Source organism: Cloacibacillus porcorum (assembly GCF_001701045.1).
Lineage (GTDB): Bacteria > Synergistota > Synergistia > Synergistales > Synergistaceae > Cloacibacillus > Cloacibacillus porcorum.
In genome coordinates this window covers 2,477,633-2,500,431 of sequence record NZ_CP016757.1, presented here as the reverse complement: position 1 = coordinate 2,500,431, position 22,799 = coordinate 2,477,633, and the positions used below count along the sequence as shown (strand labels likewise).

Annotated in this window: 22 protein-coding genes; 4 read left to right on the top strand and 18 right to left on the bottom strand. The window is 56.3% G+C overall.

Annotated features, from left to right (window positions below):
* Nucleotides 1–10: 10 nt before the first annotated feature.
* Nucleotides 11–307 (bottom strand): hypothetical protein, encoded by a 297-nt coding sequence (locus BED41_RS11425; protein ID WP_066746295.1) that lies wholly within the window; start codon nt 305–307, stop codon nt 11–13.
* A gap of 349 nt (nt 308–656) precedes the next feature.
* Between BED41_RS11425 and BED41_RS11420 the strand changes: the two genes are divergently transcribed.
* Together BED41_RS11420 and BED41_RS11415 are read left to right on the top strand one after the other, a co-directional pair.
* Nucleotides 657–1,109, top strand: a complete 453-nt coding sequence (locus BED41_RS11420; protein ID WP_168160262.1) for an RrF2 family transcriptional regulator — start codon at nt 657–659, stop codon at nt 1,107–1,109.
* 40 nt (nt 1,110–1,149) lie between these two features.
* Nucleotides 1,150–2,427: an OmpP1/FadL family transporter gene (locus BED41_RS11415; RefSeq protein WP_168160261.1), complete on the top strand. Its 1,278-nt coding sequence runs from the start codon at nt 1,150–1,152 to the stop codon at nt 2,425–2,427.
* 157 nt (nt 2,428–2,584) lie between these two features.
* On the opposite strand, the gene BED41_RS16515 is transcribed toward BED41_RS11415, so the two are convergent.
* The 4 genes from BED41_RS16515 to BED41_RS11400 all read right to left on the bottom strand — a co-directional run bounded on the left by BED41_RS16515 (nt 2,585) and on the right by BED41_RS11400 (nt 4,784).
* Nucleotides 2,585–2,914, bottom strand: a complete 330-nt coding sequence (locus BED41_RS16515; protein ID WP_157102336.1) for a hypothetical protein — start codon at nt 2,912–2,914, stop codon at nt 2,585–2,587.
* Complete coding sequence (locus BED41_RS11410; RefSeq protein ID WP_229712443.1) at nt 2,880–3,719, bottom strand: IS3 family transposase; 840 nt, start codon at nt 3,717–3,719, stop codon at nt 2,880–2,882. Before BED41_RS11410 ends, BED41_RS16515 begins: the two co-directional genes overlap by 35 nt.
* 35 nt (nt 3,720–3,754) lie before the next feature.
* Nucleotides 3,755–4,120: a helix-turn-helix domain-containing protein gene (locus tag BED41_RS11405; protein WP_066746283.1), complete on the bottom strand. Its 366-nt coding sequence runs from the start codon at nt 4,118–4,120 to the stop codon at nt 3,755–3,757.
* 94 nt (nt 4,121–4,214) lie between these two features.
* On the bottom strand, nt 4,215–4,784 hold the full coding sequence (locus BED41_RS11400; protein WP_066746280.1) for a prepilin-type N-terminal cleavage/methylation domain-containing protein: 570 nt from the start codon (nt 4,782–4,784) through the stop codon (nt 4,215–4,217).
* A 250-nt stretch (nt 4,785–5,034) separates the two neighbouring features.
* Between BED41_RS11400 and BED41_RS11395 the strand changes: the two genes are divergently transcribed.
* A complete protein-coding gene (locus tag BED41_RS11395; RefSeq protein ID WP_066746277.1) occupies nt 5,035–6,693 on the top strand; it encodes a phosphoenolpyruvate carboxykinase (ATP) in 1,659 nt (552 codons plus the stop codon).
* Nucleotides 6,694–6,870: 177 nt separating this feature from the next.
* Entirely contained in the window at nt 6,871–7,785 is a 915-nt protein-coding gene (locus BED41_RS11390) for a Fic family protein (RefSeq protein WP_066746274.1), read from the top strand.
* On the opposite strand, the gene BED41_RS11385 is transcribed toward BED41_RS11390, so the two are convergent.
* From BED41_RS11385 to pgm, 13 genes are all read right to left on the bottom strand, one after another.
* Nucleotides 7,782–8,555: an ABC transporter ATP-binding protein gene (locus tag BED41_RS11385; RefSeq protein ID WP_066746272.1), complete on the bottom strand. Its 774-nt coding sequence runs from the start codon at nt 8,553–8,555 to the stop codon at nt 7,782–7,784. The genes BED41_RS11390 and BED41_RS11385 overlap by 4 nt on opposite strands.
* 13 nt (nt 8,556–8,568) lie before the next feature.
* Complete coding sequence (locus tag BED41_RS11380; protein ID WP_066746270.1) at nt 8,569–9,336, bottom strand: ABC transporter ATP-binding protein; 768 nt, start codon at nt 9,334–9,336, stop codon at nt 8,569–8,571.
* Nucleotides 9,333–10,508, bottom strand: a complete 1,176-nt coding sequence (locus tag BED41_RS11375) for an ABC transporter permease (protein ID WP_066746268.1) — start codon at nt 10,506–10,508, stop codon at nt 9,333–9,335. The genes BED41_RS11380 and BED41_RS11375 overlap by 4 nt, the downstream gene beginning before the upstream one ends.
* Nucleotides 10,505–11,479 (bottom strand): ABC transporter permease, encoded by a 975-nt coding sequence (locus BED41_RS11370; RefSeq protein ID WP_066746266.1) that lies wholly within the window; start codon nt 11,477–11,479, stop codon nt 10,505–10,507. The genes BED41_RS11375 and BED41_RS11370 overlap by 4 nt, the downstream gene beginning before the upstream one ends.
* Entirely contained in the window at nt 11,476–13,104 is a 1,629-nt protein-coding gene (locus BED41_RS11365) for an ABC transporter substrate-binding protein (RefSeq protein WP_084002422.1), read from the bottom strand. Before BED41_RS11365 ends, BED41_RS11370 begins: the two co-directional genes overlap by 4 nt.
* Nucleotides 13,105–13,211: 107 nt before the next feature.
* A complete protein-coding gene (locus BED41_RS11360; protein ID WP_066746260.1) occupies nt 13,212–13,799 on the bottom strand; it encodes a LacI family DNA-binding transcriptional regulator in 588 nt (195 codons plus the stop codon).
* A 162-nt stretch (nt 13,800–13,961) separates the two neighbouring features.
* Nucleotides 13,962–14,696, bottom strand: a complete 735-nt coding sequence (locus tag BED41_RS11355; protein WP_066746257.1) for an acyl-[acyl-carrier-protein] thioesterase — start codon at nt 14,694–14,696, stop codon at nt 13,962–13,964.
* Nucleotides 14,689–15,870, bottom strand: coding sequence for a coenzyme F420-0:L-glutamate ligase (locus BED41_RS11350; protein ID WP_066746254.1), 1,182 nt, complete (start codon nt 15,868–15,870; stop codon nt 14,689–14,691). Before BED41_RS11350 ends, BED41_RS11355 begins: the two co-directional genes overlap by 8 nt.
* A gap of 592 nt (nt 15,871–16,462) precedes the next feature.
* Nucleotides 16,463–16,708, bottom strand: coding sequence for a (2Fe-2S) ferredoxin domain-containing protein (locus BED41_RS11345; protein WP_206153338.1), 246 nt, complete (start codon nt 16,706–16,708; stop codon nt 16,463–16,465).
* Between the two features lie 21 nt (nt 16,709–16,729).
* The gene (locus BED41_RS11340; RefSeq protein ID WP_066746252.1) at nt 16,730–17,479 is read right to left on the bottom strand and encodes a phosphotransferase family protein; all 750 of its coding nucleotides are present in this window, start codon (nt 17,477–17,479) and stop codon (nt 16,730–16,732) included.
* A 15-nt stretch (nt 17,480–17,494) separates the two neighbouring features.
* A complete protein-coding gene (adhE, locus tag BED41_RS11335) occupies nt 17,495–20,110 on the bottom strand; it encodes a bifunctional acetaldehyde-CoA/alcohol dehydrogenase (protein WP_066746250.1) in 2,616 nt (871 codons plus the stop codon).
* Between the two features lie 392 nt (nt 20,111–20,502).
* Nucleotides 20,503–21,033, bottom strand: a complete 531-nt coding sequence (locus BED41_RS11330) for an AAA family ATPase (RefSeq protein WP_066746247.1) — start codon at nt 21,031–21,033, stop codon at nt 20,503–20,505.
* A 61-nt stretch (nt 21,034–21,094) separates the two neighbouring features.
* Nucleotides 21,095–22,702 (bottom strand): phosphoglucomutase (alpha-D-glucose-1,6-bisphosphate-dependent), encoded by a 1,608-nt coding sequence (gene pgm, locus BED41_RS11325; protein ID WP_066746244.1) that lies wholly within the window; start codon nt 22,700–22,702, stop codon nt 21,095–21,097.
* Nucleotides 22,703–22,799 lie beyond the last annotated feature (97 nt).

Sequence of the window (22,799 nt, the reverse complement as noted above, 5' to 3'; positions counted from 1 at the left end):
TTTAATTAAATTAATGCTCGCCGAAGATGTGCGGCAGTCCCTCGTCGATGCGGTAGTTTCTGTAATATAGCACAAGGTCACAGGCGACGAGCGTGGTGTTGACTGTGTACGGAATGAGCATGTATATCGCGCTGTGGCTGACGAGCACCTTCGTGATTCCCGCCATGTAACCGATCAGCACTATTACCATGAAGGCGAGGCTTTTTCCCTTTCTTGTGCGGCTGACCCATGATTTGTATATCGAAGCCGGCCAGGCGGCGGCGAAACACAACAGCATAGCCGTTTCAAATACGTTGCTCCAGAACATTCTCGACCCCTCCGCTAAAAGCCATTGACGCCGCATGGCCGTACGGGCGCGGCGTTTGGCTATGTTTCGCATATTATCTCACATTTTTAGCCGGGACTCATAGGCGAGATTCCAAATCGCGGCAAACGCATCAAGTCTTTTGGCGAACATAGGCGGCCCGTGAAGCCAGTCTGCGGCATTATTGTTTTTTGCCGTTCATATTATGTATAAAAATTTTTTCTTATGACTTTATAATCACTACTTGACCCGTTAATATAAGTGGAATAGAATATCCAGTATTCCATTATAGTTTTTTGGAAAGGGGAAATCAAAGCTGAATCCAATAGTAGATCTGCCGGAACCGTTGCTTTTGGGACTTCACGCGCTTGGCGAGCTTGCCAAGGAGCCGGATGAATGCCTCACCACGCAGCAGGTTGCGGCGGCGATCGGAACCTCTGAGCCGCATCTTTCAAAAGTTTTGCAGCGTCTCAACAAGGGTGGTCTGGTAAAGTCCGTCCGCGGGCCGGGCGGAGGCTACCGGCTTAACTGCGTCCCCTCCGAGACGCCCCTCTATCCTATCTTTGAATTGCTCGGCGGCCCGTTTGAATCGCGCGGCTGCCGTCTCGATGGCTGCCGCGGTAAGAAGTGCTTTATCGGCGACATGATGGACGAATTGTCACGAGCCTTTTTCCGCTACCTCGAATCGCGCACGCTGGCCGATTTCACCTCCTATTACATACACGGCACGGACGTGAGCATTGAAATCTCGGTTATTACCCCGAGTTTGGGGCAGAAGCACCCAGGCTTCGGACATATTAATTAATTTTCTTATGGAAGGATTGTGTTCATTGAAGAGGAAAAATTTGATTGCGGCATTAATGCTGACGCTGCTGGCGCTTTCGATCCCCGCCGCGGCCTTTGCCGAAGGATTCGGCGTCTATGAGTGGAGCGCCGCCGGTACGGCGATGGGCGACAACTATATGTTCGGGGAAAATGATCCCTCGGTGCTCGCCTACAACCCCGCGCAGATAACGAAGCTCAACGGCAGCTACCTCAGTATCGGTACAGCTTGGGTGAATCCGGCGACGTCGGTAACGTTTAACGGTTTAAAAAGCAGTGTGCTGAATCGTAATAATTCCGACGAATGGGACAACTCATACAGCCCCGCGCTGATACCCTATATGTATTACGCGCAGAAGGCGGGCAAGAACTCCTGGTGGGGCGTGGCCTTCTTCGCCCGTTATGGCAACCAGATTGAATACGACGACCTCTGGCCCGGAAGATATGACACGGTGTTTACCGGCGTCAAAGGGGTGACCTTACAGCCTACCTATGCCTTTAAGATCAACGACAAGCTCTCCGCTGCCGTGGGACTTGATATCAACTACGTTCAGCTTAGAATGAAAAAGGATGTTCCGGCGTTTGCCCCAGGAAGTATAACACACCTTGGCGATATTAGATCAGACCTTGACGGTGACAGCACAAATATTGGCTGGGTAGCCTCTTTGATGTATGACTTTACCCCAAAAACCTCCGCGGCGGTTGTTTATAGGGCGAGAGTAAAACATACAATGGATGCAGACATTAATTTTAGTGGAACACTACTGGGTTTAGGTCCTCAAAATGTGTCCACTATGGCGCATGGGACGGTGACCCTCCCAGACTCTCTCTCTCTTGGTCTGGGACACAAATTCAACGACAGAACGCGTATGGAGATAAACGCGACATGGACGAACTGGAGCACCTACAATGCTCTCAATCTCACCTTTGACGACCCGATACTTGGTAACACGAAATCAGATAACCCGAAGGACTGGAGCGCCGCGTGGCGTATCGGTATCGGTATTGAGCATAAGCTGAGCCAGAAATGGAGCATCCTCGGCGGCTATGTCTATGACGAAAGCCCCGTGCCTGACGAATGGATGGACTTCACCGTACCGACCGGCGACCGCCACCGCGGCAGCATCGGGTTCAAGTACCGTCCGAACGAGACGAGCGAACTTGCCTTCGCATACACCGCGATCTGGGCCGGCAACAGAGACGTACAGTCGCATATAGGCCGTGCAGATTACGCATCCGCCTACATCCACGACGGCCTCACGCAGGTGCTTTCGATCGGCTATACCGTTAAGCTTAAGTAATTTATTTTTGATTTGCAAAACAAAAAGACAGAGAGCCATGATTCTGGTGGCTCTCTGTCTTTTGCTGTGCTAATGGAATAATTCTCCAAAACTTTTGTTATTTGATTTTGTTTATCCGCATTGCCGGCAGATTTTATGTCAATCAGTAATTTGATATTTACTGCAATATCTTTACCCATCCACCATATGTGCCGGGAGTTTTACCTTGACCGCTACTTCCGTTTTCGTTGCTTATATAATATGTCCCGTTGAAAGAGCAAACATCCCCCCTGTCATAATGGGTATTACTTACCCAATCAGACACTGTCCTATCCGACATCTTGAAATATCTACTATCATTAAAATAATTACCTCTATTTATACTGCTAGGATCTACAGGTGCGCTTCCTGCACTAGTCAACAAAACCTGGACAGTTGACTTGCTTAACTCTGTATAGTAGGGGGGTATCTCGTTACGTCCTACTCCTAAAACTGCCGTTTCCGCCATACGCCTCCTTATACTGTTTCGGCGTCATGTATCCCAAAGCATAGGCCGGACGCTCTTCATTGAAGAATTTTATGTATTCCTCTATCTCCCGCTCTATGTTTTCTTTGCCTGTTACATGAAAGTCTGTAAACAGCTCCGCTTTCAGCCAGCCGTTTATCGCTTCCATCGCCGCATTGTCCGTAGGAGTTCCGCTCCTGGACATGGAGTGGGCTATATGGTTCAGTTCCAAGATGTCGTTGTATTTCTTGGAGGCGTATACCGCGCCCTGGTCTGTGTGCAGTATCGTCTGCCATTCCGTTTTTTTATCTTTATTCATTATCAGTCCTTCCAGCCCGTCTATGTATGTCATTCTGTCTCCGCGCCTTGAAGACAACGCATGGCTTACTATTTCGTTGTTCCATAGGTCCATATACAGTGTCAGCTCATAGTACGTACCTTTGAAGCAGAATGCCGTCATATCGCTCGCTATGTACTGCATCGGTGAGTATACCGGCAGGCCTGCAAGAAGCAGGTTGGGGAATAATCTGTACGGATTGCCTGGTTTTTTATAACGGTAGTGTTTTGCCTTGCTCTTTATACCGGCAGCCCTGCAGCATTTATAGGCGTACGGATCTGAATGGACTATTCCGGTGTCAAGGCGTATCTTCGCGTTAAGCCATCTGTATCCGTGCGACGGATATCTTTTATGATATTCCATAAAGAGCATTACACTTCTAGCAAAATCCCTCGCTCTTTTGGACGGTTCAAACAGGCTGCGTTTCCAGTTATAGAAGCTGCTTCTGGGAATCCCCGTCACACGGCACAGGATGACTACAGGAAAATACTCGGATAGTTCCAGAATTACTTGGTATTCGAGCTGTCTAAAAGGATATATTCTTTTACCGGACCATCTCCTTTCACCTCGTAGCCTTTTTTTAATCTTGCTTCCGCTACTTTCGCTTTAATCAACTCAACAATGAGTTCTTTTTTTGTCATGGACTCATAATCTGATAGGTCAGGCCGTCTTTCGGAAGGCTTGTAAACATAACTGTCCGAACCGTTTCCGGAAGACTTGGGCGGCAGACTGTTGAAATCACGATACATCCGCATATAGTCCCTAGCCGTGTCGTCGCTGATGCCGTAGGCTTCGGCAGCCTCGTAACGCGTCATTATCCCCTCATAAACTTTTCGTCCGATTTCAAGACGCTCTTCTTTCGTGTATCGCATTACAGGCCTCCTGTGCATATAAACATAGCTCTTGTGCCACAAGATATTATTGTCATGTATAAAAGACAATTATATCTTGTCTCACTTTTACCCCCTATATGTACAGGATTAGTTTAGCAGTGCATCCCAATGCTACATAGACGTCATCGCCTATTTTTATCACATCTCCGGCCATAATCTCATAAGGGGGAGGGGTACGGCGTGTATCTTCCAAAAAATCATCAATGCTATCCCACTGTTTATTTTCAGGAATTTTCACGGTAGTTCCAGGTATCATGACGTCTCCCCCGCTCTCGCCGCCGTGTACGGAGCAGGCGATGAGGTATTTATCGTCGCTGATAGTTACGTCGTATATTCCCTTTGAGGGGCAGATGCCGTTTATTTCGCTGTCGCCGCTGACCGTTCCCTGACCGTTGTCGAACATCTTGTCCAGCACCTCGTTGAGGGTGGCGCTAAGGTCGGCGCTCGTGGTCCCGCCCTTTTCGATGCGGAATATGTAGAGCGCCGAGCGCAGTGAACGCCTGTCCGCCACGCAGCGTGTCCTCTCCGCGGTGTCCGTCGCGCTGCCGCTTGATAGCATTATCAGCCCCGCGAGTATGCCGATAATTAGTATGACGATCAGCACTTCTACTAAAGTGAAAGCTCTTTTATGTTTTTGTGCCATGTCTATACCTTCCCAACAAATATTAATTGTCTTAATTATAATACTTAATTGAATATTTTATTCATAAATCATCTTTAGTTATAAATAAAAAACGGACAGTCGTTTGTTATGCCATTAATATTCCAATATTCTGAAATTGTATATTTTGTAACAAAACTCTTGTCAATTTTAATTATTGATGTATGCTACGGACAGGTCACAGAAATATAACTAATTAGTTACAATTTTCTTTATTACAGGAGGAAAAAGTATGGCTACGCAGGGGCATTTTGTGGATTTGGAGAGTTTCAAGAGGCTCAATGCCACACCCATCAGGACGACTATAGAGACGGCCTTTTACGGCAATAACGTCTCTCCGGTCAAGGATCTTAAGGAGGCCTACAGGCTTGCGAAGGACAGCCCCGGAACAGTGGAACTGACAGGCATGCCCGTCTACCGGCCAACAGAGCTGGGACTTCCCGAAGGCGCCAACGTACTGCTCTTTAACGACGGCGCGATTTTTGGACGCTGTGCCGCGGCGCGCAGGATCGTCGGCCATCCCGGCGTATCCGTGCCGGATTTGGCGACGCTTTTACGCGAGGCTATACATAACTCCCGTTTCCGTCATTTTTATTCGGCGCAGGCGGTCATCGGCCTTGAAGAGGATTTTATGGTCAAAGCCAACATCATGATGCCGGAGGGATTTGAAAATAATCTCTATAGCTGGATGCTGAACTTCCAGTATCTTAATGACGAATACGCGGCGCGCTATAAGAATTCCCGTGAACTGCCTGCCGACGGCGACCTCTTTGTCTACGCCGACCCATACTGGACGCATCCCGATTATCCCCTCGGCCTCGCCTTCTTCTCTCCGGAGCAGAACTGCGCCGCGATCCTCGGAATGCGCTATTTCGGAGAGTTTAAGAAGGGTACGCTGACGCTTGCCTGGGGCGCCGCCGCGCGCAACGGCTACGCCTCCTGCCACGGCGGTCTCAAACGCTACGAGCTTAAGGACGGCAGCGGCAAGAAGTATGTTCTCGCCGTATTCGGACTCTCCGGCTCCGGAAAGTCGACCATCACGCACGCGAAGCATAAGGATAAGTATAATGTCACCGTGCTTCACGACGACGCCGTCATTATAAATGTCAAGGAGAAGTACGCGATCGCCCTTGAACCGGCCTATTTCGACAAGATGCAGGATTATCCCATCGGCTGTCCCGACAATAAGTATCTCCTGTCGCTGCAGAACTGCGGCGTGACGCGCGATGAGGAGGGAAAGCTGATGGTGGTCAGCGAGGATATCCGCAACGGCAACGGCCGCGCCGTGAAGTCCCGCTTCTGGACCCCGAACCGCATAGACAGGATAGACGAGCCCCTCAACGCGATATGCTGGCTCATGAAGGACCCGACGCTGCCGCCGGTGGTGAAGCTTACAGGGCCGTCGCTCGCCTCGGTGATGGGCTCGACGCTTGCGACGAAGCGCACCTCCGCCGAGCGCCTTGCTCCCGGAGTGGACCCCGACGCGCTGGTAATTGAAAGTTACGCGAACCCCTTCCGCACCTATCCTCTAGCGATGGATTATATCCGCTTCCGCACCCTCTTTGAGGACGGCGTTGAATGTTATATTCTCAATACCGGCTCGTTTATGGATAAGAAGGTGGAGAAGAACACGACGCTCTCAATATTGGAGGGGATCGTCGAGGGCAAGGCCGAGTGGAAGTCCTTCGGCGGCATCCCCGGTATAGAATACATGCTGATACCCGGCTTTGAGCCCGACTTCAACAACTGGACCTATAAGCAGCAATTTACCAACAGGATGAACGACCGTCTGCAGTTCATCAAATCGCGCGAAACGGAAAAGGGCGGCATGGACGCCCTTCCGCCGGACGCCATGCAGGCGGTGGAGAGTGTCATCAAAGCGATAAAATAATTTTTCGAAAGTATAACGATAACGCGGCAGCCCCGGGAAAGATGATCCCGGGGCTGTTTTTGTGGAGTGCGCTAAACGATAAGCTATTATTCCTAAGTTGGTAAAAATATTTTGCTATTATTCCGATAAAGAAGTATACTGAAACGGTAGAATCGCAGGCAGAGGTGGTGATGCGTAATGTCCTATATCAGTGTAAAAGAGGCGGCGAATCGCTGGGGAATATCTGACCGCCGTGTCAGGGTTTTGTGCTCGGAGGATAGAATTCCGGGGGTTATACGTAACGGGCGTTATTATCTGATACCCGCGGAGGCTCTTAAACCGGCGGATGGGCGCAGCTTTCGTTATCAGGCGGAGGACCTTCGTCGTGAGGAGCTTTTTGCCTGTATAGACGCCATGAGAGGCGAGGCGGAGAGGCGGCGTCCTCTGACCGCGGGAGAACTGCAGCGGCTGCGTGATGAGTTTTTGGTGGAGTACACCTATAATTCCAACGCGATCGAGGGCAATACGCTGACGCTTCGGGAGACGGCTTTGGTTTTGTCTGGTCTCACTGTTGACCGCAAGCCGCTGAAAGACCATCTGGAGGCGGTGGGGCATCGCGACGCTTTTATATATGTACAGGAACTTGTAGAGAATAAAGCCGCGTTCTCCGAAACCGTTATCAAACAAATCCACACGTTGGTGCTGATGGACAGGCCGGAGGATAGGGGGCTCTACCGTCGGATACCAGTACGCATTATGGGGGCCTTTCACGAGCCGCCGCTGCCGGTGATGGTGCCTGAGCTTATGGAGAGGCTGTCCGCGGAATTTTCAGATGCAAAGCTGCACGTGATAGAGCGTGCGGCGCTGTTTCATCTGAAATTTGAGGGTATCCATCCATTTGTGGACGGCAACGGACGCACCGGGCGGCTGATACTGAATCTCATGCTGATGCAGGGGGGATATCCGCCCGTCAATGTGAAGTTTGCGGACAGACGTCGTTATTACGAAGCATTCGACAGCTATTACCGCGACGGCGATTCCTGGCCGATGATCGAGATGACGGGGGAATATGTTAAAGAAAGGTTGGCCGCCTATCTGAGGTGTGTTGCTTAGGTGATTCTCGGCAGCGCGTCCAGCAGCGCCTTTGTGTACGGGTGCCGCGGCGCGGCTAGCACCTCTTTTGAATCGCCGCTTTCGCATAGTCTGCCCTCTTTGAGGACGACTATCTTTTGCGCCGCGTGGGCTGCGAGGAGCAGGTCGTGGGTGACGAAGAGCATCGACATGCCGCCGCCGGTGCGGCGGCGCAGCACTTCGATGATCTCGCCGCGCGTCGAGGCGTCCTGCATCGAGGTCGGTTCGTCGCAGAGCAGCAGCTCCGGATCGAGCATCAGGGCGCGCGCAAGTTCGACGCGCTGGCGCTGTCCGCCGGAGAGGCCGACGGCGCGCGAGGCGAGTATCCTCTCTCCGGTGAGGCCGACCTCGGCGAGCAGTTTTTTCGCGCGTTCGAGCCGTTCCTCTTTCGTTCTTTTTACCCCCGCGATTATCTCCGGCTCCATCACCGCGTCGATGACCGACAGCCCCGGCGGTATCGCGCCGTAGGGGTCCTGCGGCACGTAGCCGCAGCGGCGGCGCAGGCTGTTGAGCTCCGCCGTTGTGATCTTTGCCGTATCTTTGCCGAAGAGCGCCACGCTGCCGGCGGTGGGGGGAATGAGCGCCATCACCGCGCGCAGCAGGGTGCTCTTGCCGCTGCCAGACTCGCCGACGATCGAGAGCGTGCCGCCGCGTTCGAGAGCGAGGTCCAGGCCGTCGAGGGCGCGGTGGCTTTTGGCGCTGCGGGAGTTGAATTCTATGGTGAGGTTTTTTATCTCTACAATATTTTCCATCGTAATCACGCTCCTACAGCATCGCGGCGATGAGCGCCCTGGTGTGCGCTTCGCGCGGCGAATCGATCAGCTGCCGCGGCGTGCCGCTTTCGATCAGCTTCCCGTCCTTCATGACAAAGAGTTCGCCGCATACCGAGGCGGCCAGCGGCAGATCGTGGGTTACGAGCAGTATCGTGAGGTTCTTTTCGCGGCGCAGCCGTTCAAGGAGTCGGAGGATCGCCGCCTGTGTGATGACGTCGAGCGCCGTCGTCGGCTCGTCGGCGAGGATGAGCTTGGGTTCGCAGGAGAGGGCGATGGCGATCGCGGCGCGCTGTTTCTGCCCGCCGGAAAGTTCGTGGGGATAACGCGCGGCGATCTCGGGGGGAAGCTCGACCTCCGCGAGCAGCTCAGTGATACGTCTTTCGGCGGCTTCGCCTTTGAGGCCGAGGTGCAGCTCCAGCACCTCGCGCAGGTGGCGGCCGATCGTCATTACCGGCGTGAATGAGTTGAGCGCCCCCTGCGGAATGAGGGCGATCTCACGCTGGCGCAGGGAGGCCATTTTGTCTTCGGGAATGCCCAGGATGCTGCGCCCCTTATATAAAATCTCGCCGCTCGCCGCGCTGTCTCTCGGCAGCAGTCCGAGCAGCGTCATTATCACCGTGCTCTTGCCGCTGCCGGATTCGCCGATGAGGCCGCTGAAGGAGTTTTCTTCCAGCGCGAAGGATACGCCGCGCACCGCGGCGTTGGGGTTGTCCGATTTGCTGTTGTATGTGACGTTAAGGTCTTTTATCTCAAGTATCATTTTCCGCTGAGCCTCGGATCTATCTTTTCTTCCAGGAATTTTCCCATATCCATAAATATCAGGCAGATCGCCACGATGCCGAATCCCGGCGGCAGCAGCAGCCACCACGCGCCCTCCGTGAAGGCTCCGAAGGAGTGCGCCTCGTGCAGCATACGGCCCCAGGAGATCAGACGCGGGTCGGAGAGGCCGAGGAAGGCGAGCCCCGCCTCCGCGAGTATCGCTCCCGGCACGCCGAGCGCGATGTTCGCCAGCAGTATCGGCGCGGTCTCCGGCACGAGGTGCCGCCAGAGGATGTAGCCGCGTTTCGCGCCGAGGGCGCGCAGCGACTCCACCCAGGGGCTTTCTCGCACGGTGAGGACGAGCGCGCGCACGGAGCGCGCCGTGCCCATCCAGGAGAAGATGGAGAGTATCAGCACGAGCTGCCAGAGCCCCTTGCCCCAGATACCAGCGAGCACCATCAGTATCGGCAGCGTCGGTATCGAAAGGAGGATGTCCACCACACGCATAATGAGCGTGTCGCACCAGCCGCCGATGTAACCGGCGGTGAGGCCGAAGGCCATGCCCAGCATGCTCGCGATGATCGTCGCGCTGATGCCGATTATTAAAGAGGTACGAATGCCGTAGATGAGCATCGTAAAGACGTCGCGTCCGCGCTGGTCGGTGCCGAGCAGCCCCTGTCGTTCGCCGGGCAGCGACAGTTTAAGCTCCACGCTCTCCGCGCCCTCGACGATGAGGCTGTACGTGCCGTGTGCCGGAAAGAGATAGTCAACGCTTCTGCTGATGAGGGGCAGGCCCAGCGCCTGCTTGAATATCATGTCGCGGCCGTCCTGGTTTATCCAGTATGTCTCTGAACCGCTGAGATCATCGAGCAGATAGTCTTTATCACGCGTACGCCAGATCACGCGCACGTTGGATTCCGGCTTCGCGGTGATCCGGCCTGAGAGCGAGAATATCGCCGGCGGGTTTTTATCCCATTCAAGATCGAGACGGCCGTCGTTTATCGTGAAATTTTGCGTCGCGGACAGCGTGCCGCCGCGCCACCAGAGAGGACGCGCGAACGGAGCGCCGGTTATCGCGTAGGGCGACTGGCTCATCATAAGGGGCGCGAAGGCACCGATAAGGGAGATGGCGATGAAGGCGATCACGCTTTTGCGTGTAAGAATGGTTCTCATTGTACCTTGCCCTCGATGCGCACGCGCGGGTCGACAAGCCCGTAGGTGATGTCGGCGAGCAGGTTGCAGAATACGGTGATCAGCGCGAGCAGATAGAAGGATGCTCCCGCGCTGGGGTAGTCGTGGCCGGAGATCGCCTCCAGCAGGAAGGTGCCCACGCCGTGCAGCGAGAAGACCGACTCCGTTATCACCGCGCCGGAGACGAGCCCGGGGACGGACATCAGGAGGATCGTCAGGATCGGCGGCAGTATCGTGCGGAAGGCGTGCCAGACGACGCGTCCGCGCGAAAGGCCGCGGGCGCGCGCCATCAGCGCGAAGTCCTCATTGAGCGCGCGCACCATGAGGTTGCGCACGTAGAGGGCCCAGCCGCCGAAGCCCATCAGTGAGAGCGACAATACGGGCAGCGCCAGGTGCCAGCCGTAGTCGAGAAATATGCCAAGCGCGCCCGTCGGCGGCGGAACGGAGAGGGTGCCGCGCAGCGGGAATATCGGCAGAGCGCGCGCGAATAACATCAGCAGCACGAGCTGGACGAAGAAGCCTGGAAAGGATGAGGTGACGGCGCTCGCGCGCAGCACGATCTTCTCCGCCAGCCGCCCGCGGTTCAGCGCCGCTTTGATGCCCAGCCAGACGCCGAGCGCGGAGGAGAGCGCCATCGAGCTTACCGTGAGGGTCAGCGTCACGGGCAGGCGCGAGACGAGCTCGTCCCAGACCGGTTTGCGGCTCAGGAAGGAGAGACCGAAGCTGAAGGTGAGCATCTGCCTGATATAGATGACGAACTGCTCCCACAGCGGGCGGTCCAGGCCGTAGATGGCGCGCAGGTTCTCCTTGGCCTCCGGCGAGAAGGAGGGATCGATGATCGTGCTCACCGCGTCGCCCGGCATCATGCGGAAGAGCAGGAAGTTGAGCACCAGCACCGCCGCGAGGACGACGAGGGAAGAGAGGAGGCGTTTCAGGAACCATCTCCCGCTCATCTTGCCCCGCCTCCCAGCAGCCGGTAATGGGGATTCCTCTTCATCATCACATATTCTCCCGGCTTATAACTTTTGAGCATGAACGGGCCGCTTCCCACAAGGCCGCGCGGGCCGCCGGCGTTTTTCGTGCTGAGGGGGTCCCAGCTCTGCCAGTCTTTGATATTGGCGACGACCTTTTGCGGGATCACCGGAATGCCCGCGACGTTGTCAAGATACCAGTAGCTGACGCCATCCATTACGACGCGCAGCGTGTAGTCGTCCGGCGTCTCGACGCTTCTGATGTTTTTTACCGAGTCAAAGAAGCGCGGTATCTTATTCTTATGGATGAAGTCGATGCTGGCCTTTATATCGCGCGCCGTCAGCGGGCTGCCGTCGTTCCAGCGAAGGCCGCGCCTGATCCTGAAGATAAGCTCCGTGTGGCGCGATTTGCCCTCTCCCGCCGTGCGGATATCCCACGAGGCGGCGAGTCCCGGCATATTCTCAAGCGTGTATGGATCCGTGGAGAGCATCGACTCGTATATCATGCCGAGCACCTGCCACGAATAGGCCGAGGAGGCGGTGAAGGGGTTGAGGTTGCGCGGCTCCTCCGGCAGCAGCATCGTCAGGGGGCGCATTTTGCCGTCCTTCGGCTCCGCCGTGAGCAGCGTCCACATATTGTCCGCCGTCATCTTGTCCGTGGTGAAGATATTCTTCCATTTGCCGGAGATCGCCGCCACCGAGATGCGGCTGTAGATCGGCACCGAGGGCATCAGCTCCAGCAGCAGGCGCTGCGCCTCATCCGAGGCTCTCTCGGCGGCGGCGCGGTCCGGCGCGTAGCGCAGCTCTGCGAGGGCCTTGTCGAGCCTCGCGTCCCTGATGCCGGTCATATTGTAGCCGCCCTCGACATCCATATCGCTGTGATAGAAGGAATAGAGAGAATCGGGATTGCGCCCCATGCTCCAGGCCAGCACCGCCAGAGAATAATCCTTGCGGTCGAGCCGCGCAATCATCGTGGAAAAATCTATCGGGTCCACCTCGGCTGGGAAGCCCACCGCCTTCAGCGAATCGGCGATCAGCTCCGCAAGCTCCGCCGTCGTCGGCGCGACGCGCGCGAGCGGCGTCAGCAGCTTCATTGTGGGCAGCCTTTTACCGTCGGGGGCGACAAGCATCCCCGCGAGATCCCAGCTGTACCCTTTTTTCTTCAGCAGCTCCTTTGCCGCGGCGGGATTGTAAATATCCTCCGTGCTGTTGGCCAGCGCCCACGGCGATACGGGGGGAAGCCAGGAATTTATCGGTTCGCAGTAACCGGAGAATATCATGCGGACGATGCTGCCGCGGTCGATCGCCATCGCGGCGGCGCGGCGCACATCCTTATCATCCCAGGGCGCGGCGCGGTTGTTGAGCAGCAAAAAGAAGGCGTGCATGCCGCGCGCGAGGGACATTTGCAAATTTTTATTGGCGCTGAGACGGTCGATGTCCGAGGGGCGGGCGATATCGCTCACGATGTCGAGCTCCCCGGCCTCGGCGGCCATTATCTGCGCGTCGGGGTTGGAGATGATCAACATCGCAAGCTCCTCTATCTTCGGCCCGCGTATCTTGTCTATATCTATCCTCTCATCGGCGCTTGCGGCCCTCGGAGCGGCCAATAACGCCAATAGAGCTAAAGAGCATAAAATTTTTTTAATTCCGTTCAATGTCGTTGCCACGACCTCCCTGTAATCGGCGGTAACGGCATAAACCGGCGCTGCTTCCGTTAATCCGCTGTCTGTTCCAATGGACGCATGACCCTTATCTCCCTGCCGGGAAGGGGCTTGCCGGCGACTATCTTGAGCATCATCCTGCCGACGAGCACGCCGGTCTCAAAGGTGGGCGCGTCCTCCGCGTTCTCCATCGTCACTGAGTAAGCTCCGGGCGCCGTAAAGCCGAGGCAGACCGCCGGTGTACGCAGCTCAGACGGAAAATTCTCCGCATCGCACCAGATTAAGCCCTCCGCATGCCGTCCGTCAAGGGTACTTAGCTCGCGCCGGGCGCGCATCGCGTTGCCCTCTGTGCACTTTAGCAGTATTTCATATTCCGAGTTCGCGAAGGCACGGTCAATGCCGGCGAGAAAGGCTCCGAGCCACGGCCTGTTGAGGTCGCGCATCACCACCCCGATAAGGCCGCTGGTGTTTGTGGATAGGTTCCTTGCGTTGCGGTCCAGTTTATAATTGAGGGCGCGTACGCTCTCCATCACCTTTATCTTTGTCTTTTCCGATATCCGGTGGTCGCCGCGGAGTACGCGGCTCACGGTGGCCTTGTCCACACCCGCCTGATTCGCGACATCCTGCATGGTAACTTTCATGGGAACACCTCTTGTGCAACCGATTGAATAGATTATATCAAAGTGCATAAGCGGTGTAAATTGTTATTTGCAGGTTATTCTCCCATTACGATAAATGAAGGCGCGGCACGTCGAAAATACAAAAACGCCCCCGCGGTTCGCGGGGACGGCAAGAGCTGCGTATCAGCGCCATTTTGAGGAGAGCTTCGCGTATTCCGTGTCGTCCTCCTGGTGGCGCAGCGAGTGGAGGAAGCCCCGTCCCTCTTCGCAGGGAAGTTCCTGCGTGAGGCAGCGCACCCTTGTGCGCGGGATGGGGTGGAGAAATTCTCCCTCGACAAAGACCGGCGCCATACTGTCGGGAACTTCGTCGGGCACTGTGTCGAGCGCCCAGTTGAAGTAGACGGCGTGGTTTGTGTGGTCGTTGACGTCGAGATCCTGCCAGCGCACCTTCCAAGGCTCCTCCATTGTAGGAGCCGTCACCGCCGGTATCTTCACGTCGGTCGGCAGCTCGTCGGTTATCTGCTCCATGAAGGCGTTCATCAGCTCGCACTTGTCCAGACGTATCGGGCGCTGTTTGATGAAGTCAAGGAGCACCCACCATGTATAGGCGGAGCCGAGAAATTCCCCGTGCGCGTCCCATAGTTTGAAGCTTCGCAGCGAAAAAAGGTTCCTGAACGGTTCGGCGTAGGTCTTGATAATGATCTTTCCGCTCTCCTTGGTAGGGTACTTTTCAAGGTCTATGCGGTATTTGCGCAGCACCCAGGTGATATCGTGCTCCAGCGTCTGGCGTACGGAGAGGCCGTACTTCGAGGCGTCTGCGTCGGCCATCTGCTGGAACATCTCCAGCAGCACGGAGAATTTTACGCGCCCGCGCGGGTCGATGCCGCTGAACGGAAGGACGTTTTCTAACTCAGTCATCGAGGTAGTTGTCGAAGTAGCCCTGGATGTAGATGACGGGCGTACCCTTATCGCCTGAACCCGAGGTGAGGTCGCAGAGCGAGCCTACGAGGTCCGTGAGACGGCGCGGCGTCGTGCCGAGCGTCGAGTGGCCGAACTTGTCGAGGCGGTTCTTCGCGCGGATCGCCTCTTCGACCGCCGCCGTGGGATCCTTTTCACCGGCGTTGTCAGCGACGTATTTGAATTTTATCTCCTTCGGCATACCGTTGAGCCCTTCCGTGTAACCGGGGGAGACCACGGGGTCCGCAAGCTCCCAGATGCCGCAGACGGGGTCTTTGAAGGCGCCGTCGCCGTAGACGAGCACCTCGATCTCCTTCCCCGTGCGCTCTTTAAGCTCCGCCTGGAGTTTGTTGACGAACTCGCCGCAGTCGCGCGGGAAGAGCTTGACGGACTCGTCGTTAGTGTAATTGGAGCCCAGGAGACCGTAATCTTCGTTGTAGCCCGCGCCTGGACGCGCCGGTTCGCTGCATATCTGGTCCATTGTAACGACCCTCTCCGCGCCGCCCTTTTCAAGAATGTCGCGGTGGATCTGGCGGGTGTGGATGCTGGCGACGATCACCTGTTTCGCGAACTTGAGCGCCGAGAGCGGGTTGTTTGAGAAATGTACGCTGACGCGCCCGGGGTCGATGCTCTTGTAGAGCTGTACATAATCGACGCCCGTGAAGGGATGTTTGTATTCTCCGAATATCTCGTAGTACTCTTTTTCGTCAAAACATTCGCCGGAGAGCTTCGCGCTGTTAAGGTAATAGTTCATCGGCTCGATGATCTGGTTGCCGACCTCGTCCGAAGGATAGGTGAGGATGACGTGTACATGCCCCTTTATCCCCTTCACCATGCCGCGGAGCAGCTGGTGGAAGCGGTTGCGCGAGAGTATCGGGCAGATTACCGCGACGTCCCCCGCTGGGAACTTCTTCGCGACGTCGTTTGAAATGTCCTCCAGCGTCACATAGTTACCCTGTGAACGCGCCACGAGCGACTCCGTAACGCCGACGATATCGTGGTCCCTCATCTCGAATTTATCTCTTTCCGATTCCGCCGCATTGATTATGCTGTCGGATATGATCTTTACAATATCGGCGCCCCTGGTGACGACCGGGAGGCGTATCCCCCTTGAAACGGTTCCAACATAACGCATTAGATCGTACCCCTCTGCAAAAGTATTTTTAATAACACCCTATTGTATCATCTTAAACATGATTTTGTGAAATACATAATTACACAAATCATGGCAAACGCATCAATAAATATCAGAGGCGGCAGGCTAAAACTTAAATAGCGATTTAGCTTTTGACTTTGCCCTTAAAGGCGCCCTCTCAGAGGGAGCTGGCTCGGCGATGTTTTTCCGCCGAGACTGAGGGAGTGTTGCTCTGTTTGGCGCAAGAACCGCGCCAAACAGAGCCTGCGGCAAAAGCCGCGGGAGAACCTAAGGTCAACTCTCCCTCAGTCCCTACGGGACAGCTCCCTCAGAGAGGGAGCCAAAATCTTTGTTAAATCGCAATTTACAGTTTTCCTCATCGAAGCTAAATCGTAATTTATATTTTTGCTGATTTTTACCGAGGTGTTTGTTTAGTTGTTCCAACAGGCGGTATGAGCGCCAGAGCTTTTAATGGAATACTGAACGGTATGCTCCGTCTGGAAGGTCAAAATACCGCCGTATACCGGGCCGCGGACGGCAAAAAGCCCGCCGGCTGACAGCCGGCGGGCGGTGTTGTGACGTGAGTATCGATTTATTTCACGAGGGGCAGGACCTCTTTTTCAAAGAATGAGGCGACGTCCTGCGGCGCGACGGAGTAGAACTTGTCGTCCACGGTAACGCAGACGCCCTCCTGGCACCGTCCCATGCAGAATACGCCGCCGAGATTGATCTTATCTTTGAGCGAATGTTCCGCGATCTGGAACTGCAGCCCCTCGACGACCTGGCGTGAACCCTTTACGTGACATGCGCTGCCGATGCAGACTTTGATCTTTATCATCTCTATATTACCTGCCTTTTGTTATTCGTAATCTACAACGTTGACCCAGTAGAGCAGAAATTCGCGCTCTTCCGCCTTGCCCTGCGCGAGCCTTTCGGCGGCGCGCAGCGGTATCCACTTCTGTATCTCCGCCTTGGCGATACCGCTCTTTTCGCAGTAGAGGCTGAGGTATCTGTCCGCGCCGTCGATCTCTCCGGCGAGCCAGAAGAGAAGGTAGGTGCGCGCCGCGTCAGCCGCGGGGACGCCCTGCGCCGCGTGCGACCAGTCCACGATATAATCTTCGTCCTCGCCGTTGACGATCAGGTTGCTGGGCGCGAAGTCTCCGTGGCAGATACGGTCTCCCACGGGCAGCGACTCGAGGCGCATGTGGAGTTCGTAGAGCGTCGCGGAGGGAAGGTCCGCCGCGAAGAGGCTCTCGGCGAGGCGGTCCTTGAGCTTTTCAAGGCTGTGCGCCTTGGCGGCGTTTATTTTGAGCTGCGCCTCTACGAAACGCTCCATGTATTCGTCCGCTTTCTCGGGAGCCTCGCCGGCGAGCCGGTCAAGGGTCTTGCCGGAGATGAATTCGTAGACGATCGCCCACTTGCCCTCGGCCTTTGTCACTTCGAGCACTTTCGGCACATTAAGGCCGCTCTCTTCGACCTTGGCGTGCGTCGCCGCCTCGGAGAGTATCTTCGCCTTGGAATGGTCCTGGTCGAAGAGTTTTATACACTTGTCCCCGTCGCGAAAGACGGTCTTTGAGGTGCGTACCGCAATGATCTTTTCAAGTTTCATCTTCGTATCCTCCTCCTATTTTCCGTAGTAGGCTTTGAGGTACATATCTTTTATCTCGGAGAGCAGCGGGTAGCGCGGATTCGCGCCGGTGCACTGGTCGTCGAAGGCCTGTTCCGTCATCTCGTCGAGCGTGGCGAGGAATGCCTTTTCGTCAATGCCGTAATCCTTGATCGTCTTTTTGATGCCGACGCGCTCTTTAAGGCCGTTCACCGCGGCGATGAGGCTCTCAAGCTTCTCCCTGTCGTCCCTGCCCTTGAGGCCGAGGTAGTCGGCGACCTCAGCGTAGCGCGCGAGGGTGTGCGGGTAGGCGTACTGCGGGAAGGTGCCCATCTTCGAGGGGACCTCTTCGGCGTTGAAGCGCAGCACATATTCTATCATAAGGGCGTTCGCCACACCGTGGGGCAGGTGGTGGAAGGCGCCGAGCTTATGGGCCATCGAGTGGCAGACGCCGAGGAAGGCGTTCGCGAAGGCCATGCCTGCCATTGTCGCGGCGTTCGCCATTTTTTCGCGCGCCACGGGGTCGTTGGGGCCGTCGTCATAGGCGCGCGGCAGGAACTCGAAGATCGATTTCAGGGAGCGCAGCGCGAGCGCGTCGGTGTATTCCGTCGCGAGCATCGCGGCGTAGGCCTCGAGCGCGTGTGTCACGGCGTCGATCCCGGAGGCCGCCGTCAGCCCCTTCGGGGCGTTCATCATCATGTCGGCGTCGATGATCGCCATGTTCGGCATCAGCTCATAGTCCGCGAGCGGATATTTAACTCCCGTCTTTTCGTCGGTGATGACCGCGAAGGGTGTCGCCTCGGAGCCGGTGCCCGCCGAGGTCGGTACGGCGATGAAATAGGCCTTTTCACCCATCTTGGGGAAGGTGTAGGCGCGCTTCCTTATATCCATGAAGCGCATCGCCATATCCATGAAGTCCGCCTCCGGGTGCTCGTAGAGGACCCACATGATCTTGCCGGCGTCCATTGCGGAGCCGCCGCCGAGGGCGATTATGCAGTCAGGGCCGAAGGCGTGCATCGCCGCCGCGCCTTCGCGCGCGCAGGCGAGCGTCGGGTCGGGGGCGACGTTGAAGAAGGTGGTGTGGGTGATGCCCATTTCGTCGAGGCGGTCGGTGATCGCCTTGGTGTATCCGTTGTTGTAGAGGAAGCTGTCCGTAACGACGAAGACCCTCTTTTTGCCGAGGACCTCCTTCAGCTCGCGCAGCGCTACGGGCAGGCAGCCCTTCTTGATGTATAACTTCTGAGGAGCGCGGAACCAGAGCATATTCTCTCTCCTTTCGGCCACGGTCTTTATGTTGAGAAGGTGCTTCACGCCGACGTTCTCCGAGACGGAATTGCCGCCCCAGGAGCCGCAGCCGAGCGTCAGCGAGGGCGTGGTCTTGAAGTTGTAGACGTCGCCGATACCGCCGTGCGAGGATGGCGTGTTGACGAGGACGCGCCCAGTCTTCATGCGGGCCTTGAAGTAGTCGAGCTTTTCACGCTCCGTCACGGCGTTCAGATAGAGCGACGAGGTGTGTCCGAAACCGCCGTCCGCGACGAGGCGCTCCGCCTTGGAGACGGCCTCTTTGAAGTCGCCGGCCCGGTACATCGCGAGGACGGGGGAGAGCTTTTCGTGCGCGAACTCTTCGCTGATGTCGACGCTCTCTACCTCGCCGATGAGTATCTTCGTCTTTTCCGGCACGTTGACGCCGGCGAGCGAGGCGATTTTAAAGGCGCTCTGTCCGACGATCGCCGCGTTAAGCGCGCCGTTGACGATGATCGTCTTGCGTACCTGCTCCGTCTCCGGCTTGTTGAGGAAGAAACAGCCGCGGTCGGCAAATTCTTTTTTTACCCTGTCATATATTTTGTCAAGGACGATGACCGACTGCTCGGAGGCGCAGATCATGCCGTTGTCGAATGTTTTGGAGTGGATGATCGAGCTTACCGCGAGCTGGATGTCGGCGCTTTCGTCGATCACCGCGGGGGTGTTGCCCGCGCCGACTCCGAGCGCCGGTTTGCCGCTTGAATAGGCGGCCTTGACCATGCCGGGGCCGCCGGTCGCGAGAATGAGGTCCGCCTCTCTCATGACAGTATTTGTCATCTCAAGCGAGGGGATGTCTATCCAGGCGATGATGTTCTCCGGCGCGCCGGCGGCGACCGCCGCCTCAAGCACGGTACGGGCGGCGAGGATCGTTGAGTTTTTCGCCTTCGGATGGGGGCTGATGATGATGCCGTTGCGCGTTTTGAGTGCGAGCAGCGATTTGAAAATCGCCGTCGAGGTGGGGTTCGTCGTCGGAATGACCGCGGCGATGACGCCGACGGGCTCCGCGATCTTCTGCGTGCCGAAGGCTTTGTCCTCTTCGATGACGCCGCAGGTCTTTACATCCTTATAATAGTTATAGATGTATTCGGAGGCGAAATGATTCTTGATCACCTTATCCTCCACGATGCCCATGCCGGTCTCTTCGACGGCGGCCTTCGCGAGGGGGATGCGCGCCTTGTTGGCGGCCATCGCCGCGGCGAGGAAAATCTTATCCACCTGCTCCTGCGTGTAGAGGGCGAACTTGCTCTGTGCCTCGCGTACCTCGGCCATTCTTGCGTTGAGTGATTCAACGCTGTCGACGATCCGCTCTTCCTTTGCTCTCTCTTTTGCCATTTTCAACACTCCTGTCCGGTTTTACCCAAATAGAAAGTTCTCAGTTTTGTAAATGTGAAAAATATCTCAATTCACTACAAAGAATGATAATGGAGGGTAAGCATTTTATGAAGATATGAGATGACGTATATCGGTATACATATATCGATATATCGTTATCTATATTACAAATGGCTGTAAATATTACTTTGTTTTGCTCAGCAATGGCGTTTTTTGACGGGTTGGGCGATAAAGAATTGGAACAGATAGTCAGCAGGATATAGCTGTTCAGAGGCGCGGTAAATTACAGAGCTGACGCCGCTTTTCGCAAAGGGACGTTGTGTGGAAGGTTTTAGATGCGGGGGAGTTTTCAAAACCGCGCCATGTGGACGGCGGCAGTATGGGAGCGATGTTTACTGTATATTAAATTGGCGGGGTAAATTCTCTCCGCTCATCTGGACTATCAGCTCCGCGGCTTTTTCCGGCGTTAGCTCTGAAACGTCAATCTTGATTGTGTCAAGCCGTTCGTAGAGCGTGAGGTATTCAAGGCTTCTTTCGATTATATCCGGCGCGCGCCTCCCGGCGCGAATGTCGCCCTCCAGCCGCCGCCGGAGCGGTTCCTCGCCGCAGACCAGAGAGAAGATATTGAGGCGGCAGCCAGAGGTGTCGAGGCGCGCGAGGATGGAGTCGATGATCTCCTGCCGGTGCATCACCCAGCAGAATATCACGTTTTCATATGCAGAGCAGCGAATGAAATTACCGAGCAGGCAGCAGACGTTATCCAGCGCGAGCGCCTTTGTCTCCTCCGTCACCTGAAAGGGCTCCATGTCCCAGCACCAGTCTCCGTCGAGAAAGACGCTTCTGTAGAGCCTTTTCTTGAGAACTTGGCAGACGGCCGTCTTCCCGGCCCCCATCGTTCCTCCGATAAAAAATACGTTTTTCACCGCCGCCGCTCCCAGCGCGTAAGTGGAGGCCGCGGCAGCGCGCCGCGCCTCCCCGTTGCCGCTACGCTATCGCCTTCGCCACTATCTGCCGCGCCTCTTCGTTGATCGCGGCCAGATGTTCTTCGCCTTTGAAGCTCTCGGCGTAGATTTTATAGATATCCTCCGTGCCCGAGGGGCGGGCGGCGAACCAGCCATTTTCGGCTGTAACCTTGAGGCCGTCTATCGGCGCGCCGTTTCCCGGGGCGGCTGTGAGCTTCGCCGTTATTTTTTCTCCGGCGAGTCTCTCCGCCGTCACACCCGCCGGTGAGAGTTTTTTGAGTTTCTCCTTCTCCTCGCGTGTCGCGGGCGCGTCTTTGCGCGAATAGTAGGGAGTGCCGAAGCGTTCCTTCATATCACGGTAGTGCTCGGAAGGTGATTTGCCGCTGACCGCCGTGATCTCCGCCGCGAGCAGGCTCATGATAAAACCGTCCTTGTCCGTGCTCCAGGCCGTGCCGTCCCTGCGCAGGAAGGAGGCTCCCGCGCTCTCCTCGCCTCCGAAGGCGAGCGAGCCGGAGAGCAGGCCGTCTACGAACCATTTAAAGCCGACGGGAACTTCGTATAGCTCCCTGCCGAGCCCCGCCGCCACGCGGTCGATCATCGAGCTGGAGACGAGGGTCTTGCCCGCCATAGCCGCTTTGCTCCACAGCGGCCGGTGGGTGAAGAGATATTCTATGGCGACCGCGAGGTAGGCGTTCGGCTGCATGAGGCCATCCCTGGTGACGATGCCGTGGCGGTCATAGTCGGGGTCGTTGCCGAAGGCGATGTCGTATTTGTCCTTGAGCGCGACGAGCTTGGCCATCGCCCAGGGCGATGAACAGTCCATGCGCACCTTGCCGTCGTGGTCGAGGGGCATAAAGGAGAAGGTCGGATCGACGGATTTGTTGACGACCTCAATATCAAGGCCGTATCTTTCGGCGATCGGCTCCCAGAAGAAGATGCCTGAGCCGCCGAGCGGGTCCGCCCCGATCTTGAGGCCGGAGGCGGCGATCGCCTTCATGTCGATGATATCTCCAAGCTCCGCCGTATACTGCGCCACATAGTCGATGAAACGCACGTTGGCGCGCGAGAGCGCCTCTTTGAAGCCGATGCGCCTGACGCCCGCGAGCCTGTTTTCTATGAGTTCGTTGGCGCGTTTCTCGATCAGTTTAGTGATCTCCGTTCCCGCGGGACCGCCGCTCGGGGGGTTGTATTTGAAGCCGCCGTCCTGCGGCGGATTGTGCGAGGGCGTTATGACGACGCCGTCCGCGGCCGGCGCTCCCTGCTGCCGGTTCCAGTTGAGTATCGCGTGGGAGATGACGGGGGTGGGCGTATAGGTGAAATTTTCCTGCATGCGCAGTTCGGCGCCGTTTGCCGCGAAGACCTCCGCCGCCGTACGCAGCGCCGCCTCAGAGAGCGCGTGGGTATCCATTCCCATGAAGAGAGGGCCGGTTATCCCCTTCTCCTGCCGGTATTCGCAGATCGCCTGCGCGATAGCCGCAATATGGTCGTCGTTGAAGCTGTCCTTCTGCGACGAGCCGCGGTGGCCGGATGTTCCGAAGGAGACCCTCTGCCCCTTGTCGGCCATGTCCGGGTGTTCTGTATAATAGGCTGCCATCAGCCGTGGTATATTGATTTCGGGACGTTCCGCCATTGTCTGTACCCTCCTCAAAATATTAAGAAGCCGTGTCTTCGCCACTTATTATATAACATCGGCGAGGGCACGGCTCTTGGGTATTGAAGGGTGTTTG

Coding starts and splice junctions, on each gene's coding strand:
- BED41_RS11425 (WP_066746295.1), bottom strand. CDS start 307: ATGTTCTGGAGCAACGTATTTGAAACGGCTATGCTGTTGTGTTTCGCC.
- BED41_RS16515 (WP_157102336.1), bottom strand. CDS start 2,914: ATGGCGGAAACGGCAGTTTTAGGAGTAGGACGTAACGAGATACCCCCC.
- BED41_RS11405 (WP_066746283.1), bottom strand. CDS start 4,120: ATGCGATACACGAAAGAAGAGCGTCTTGAAATCGGACGAAAAGTTTAT.
- BED41_RS11400 (WP_066746280.1), bottom strand. CDS start 4,784: ATGGCACAAAAACATAAAAGAGCTTTCACTTTAGTAGAAGTGCTGATC.
- BED41_RS11395 (WP_066746277.1), top strand. CDS start 5,035: ATGGCTACGCAGGGGCATTTTGTGGATTTGGAGAGTTTCAAGAGGCTC.
- BED41_RS11390 (WP_066746274.1), top strand. CDS start 6,871: ATGTCCTATATCAGTGTAAAAGAGGCGGCGAATCGCTGGGGAATATCT.
- BED41_RS11385 (WP_066746272.1), bottom strand. CDS start 8,555: ATGGAAAATATTGTAGAGATAAAAAACCTCACCATAGAATTCAACTCC.
- BED41_RS11380 (WP_066746270.1), bottom strand. CDS start 9,336: ATGATACTTGAGATAAAAGACCTTAACGTCACATACAACAGCAAATCG.
- BED41_RS11375 (WP_066746268.1), bottom strand. CDS start 10,508: ATGAGAACCATTCTTACACGCAAAAGCGTGATCGCCTTCATCGCCATC.
- BED41_RS11370 (WP_066746266.1), bottom strand. CDS start 11,479: ATGAGCGGGAGATGGTTCCTGAAACGCCTCCTCTCTTCCCTCGTCGTC.
- BED41_RS11360 (WP_066746260.1), bottom strand. CDS start 13,799: ATGAAAGTTACCATGCAGGATGTCGCGAATCAGGCGGGTGTGGACAAG.
- BED41_RS11355 (WP_066746257.1), bottom strand. CDS start 14,696: ATGACTGAGTTAGAAAACGTCCTTCCGTTCAGCGGCATCGACCCGCGC.
- BED41_RS11350 (WP_066746254.1), bottom strand. CDS start 15,870: ATGCGTTATGTTGGAACCGTTTCAAGGGGGATACGCCTCCCGGTCGTC.
- BED41_RS11345 (WP_206153338.1), bottom strand. CDS start 16,708: ATGATAAAGATCAAAGTCTGCATCGGCAGCGCATGTCACGTAAAGGGT.
- BED41_RS11340 (WP_066746252.1), bottom strand. CDS start 17,479: ATGAAACTTGAAAAGATCATTGCGGTACGCACCTCAAAGACCGTCTTT.
- adhE (WP_066746250.1), bottom strand. CDS start 20,110: ATGGCAAAAGAGAGAGCAAAGGAAGAGCGGATCGTCGACAGCGTTGAA.
- pgm (WP_066746244.1), bottom strand. CDS start 22,702: ATGGCGGAACGTCCCGAAATCAATATACCACGGCTGATGGCAGCCTAT.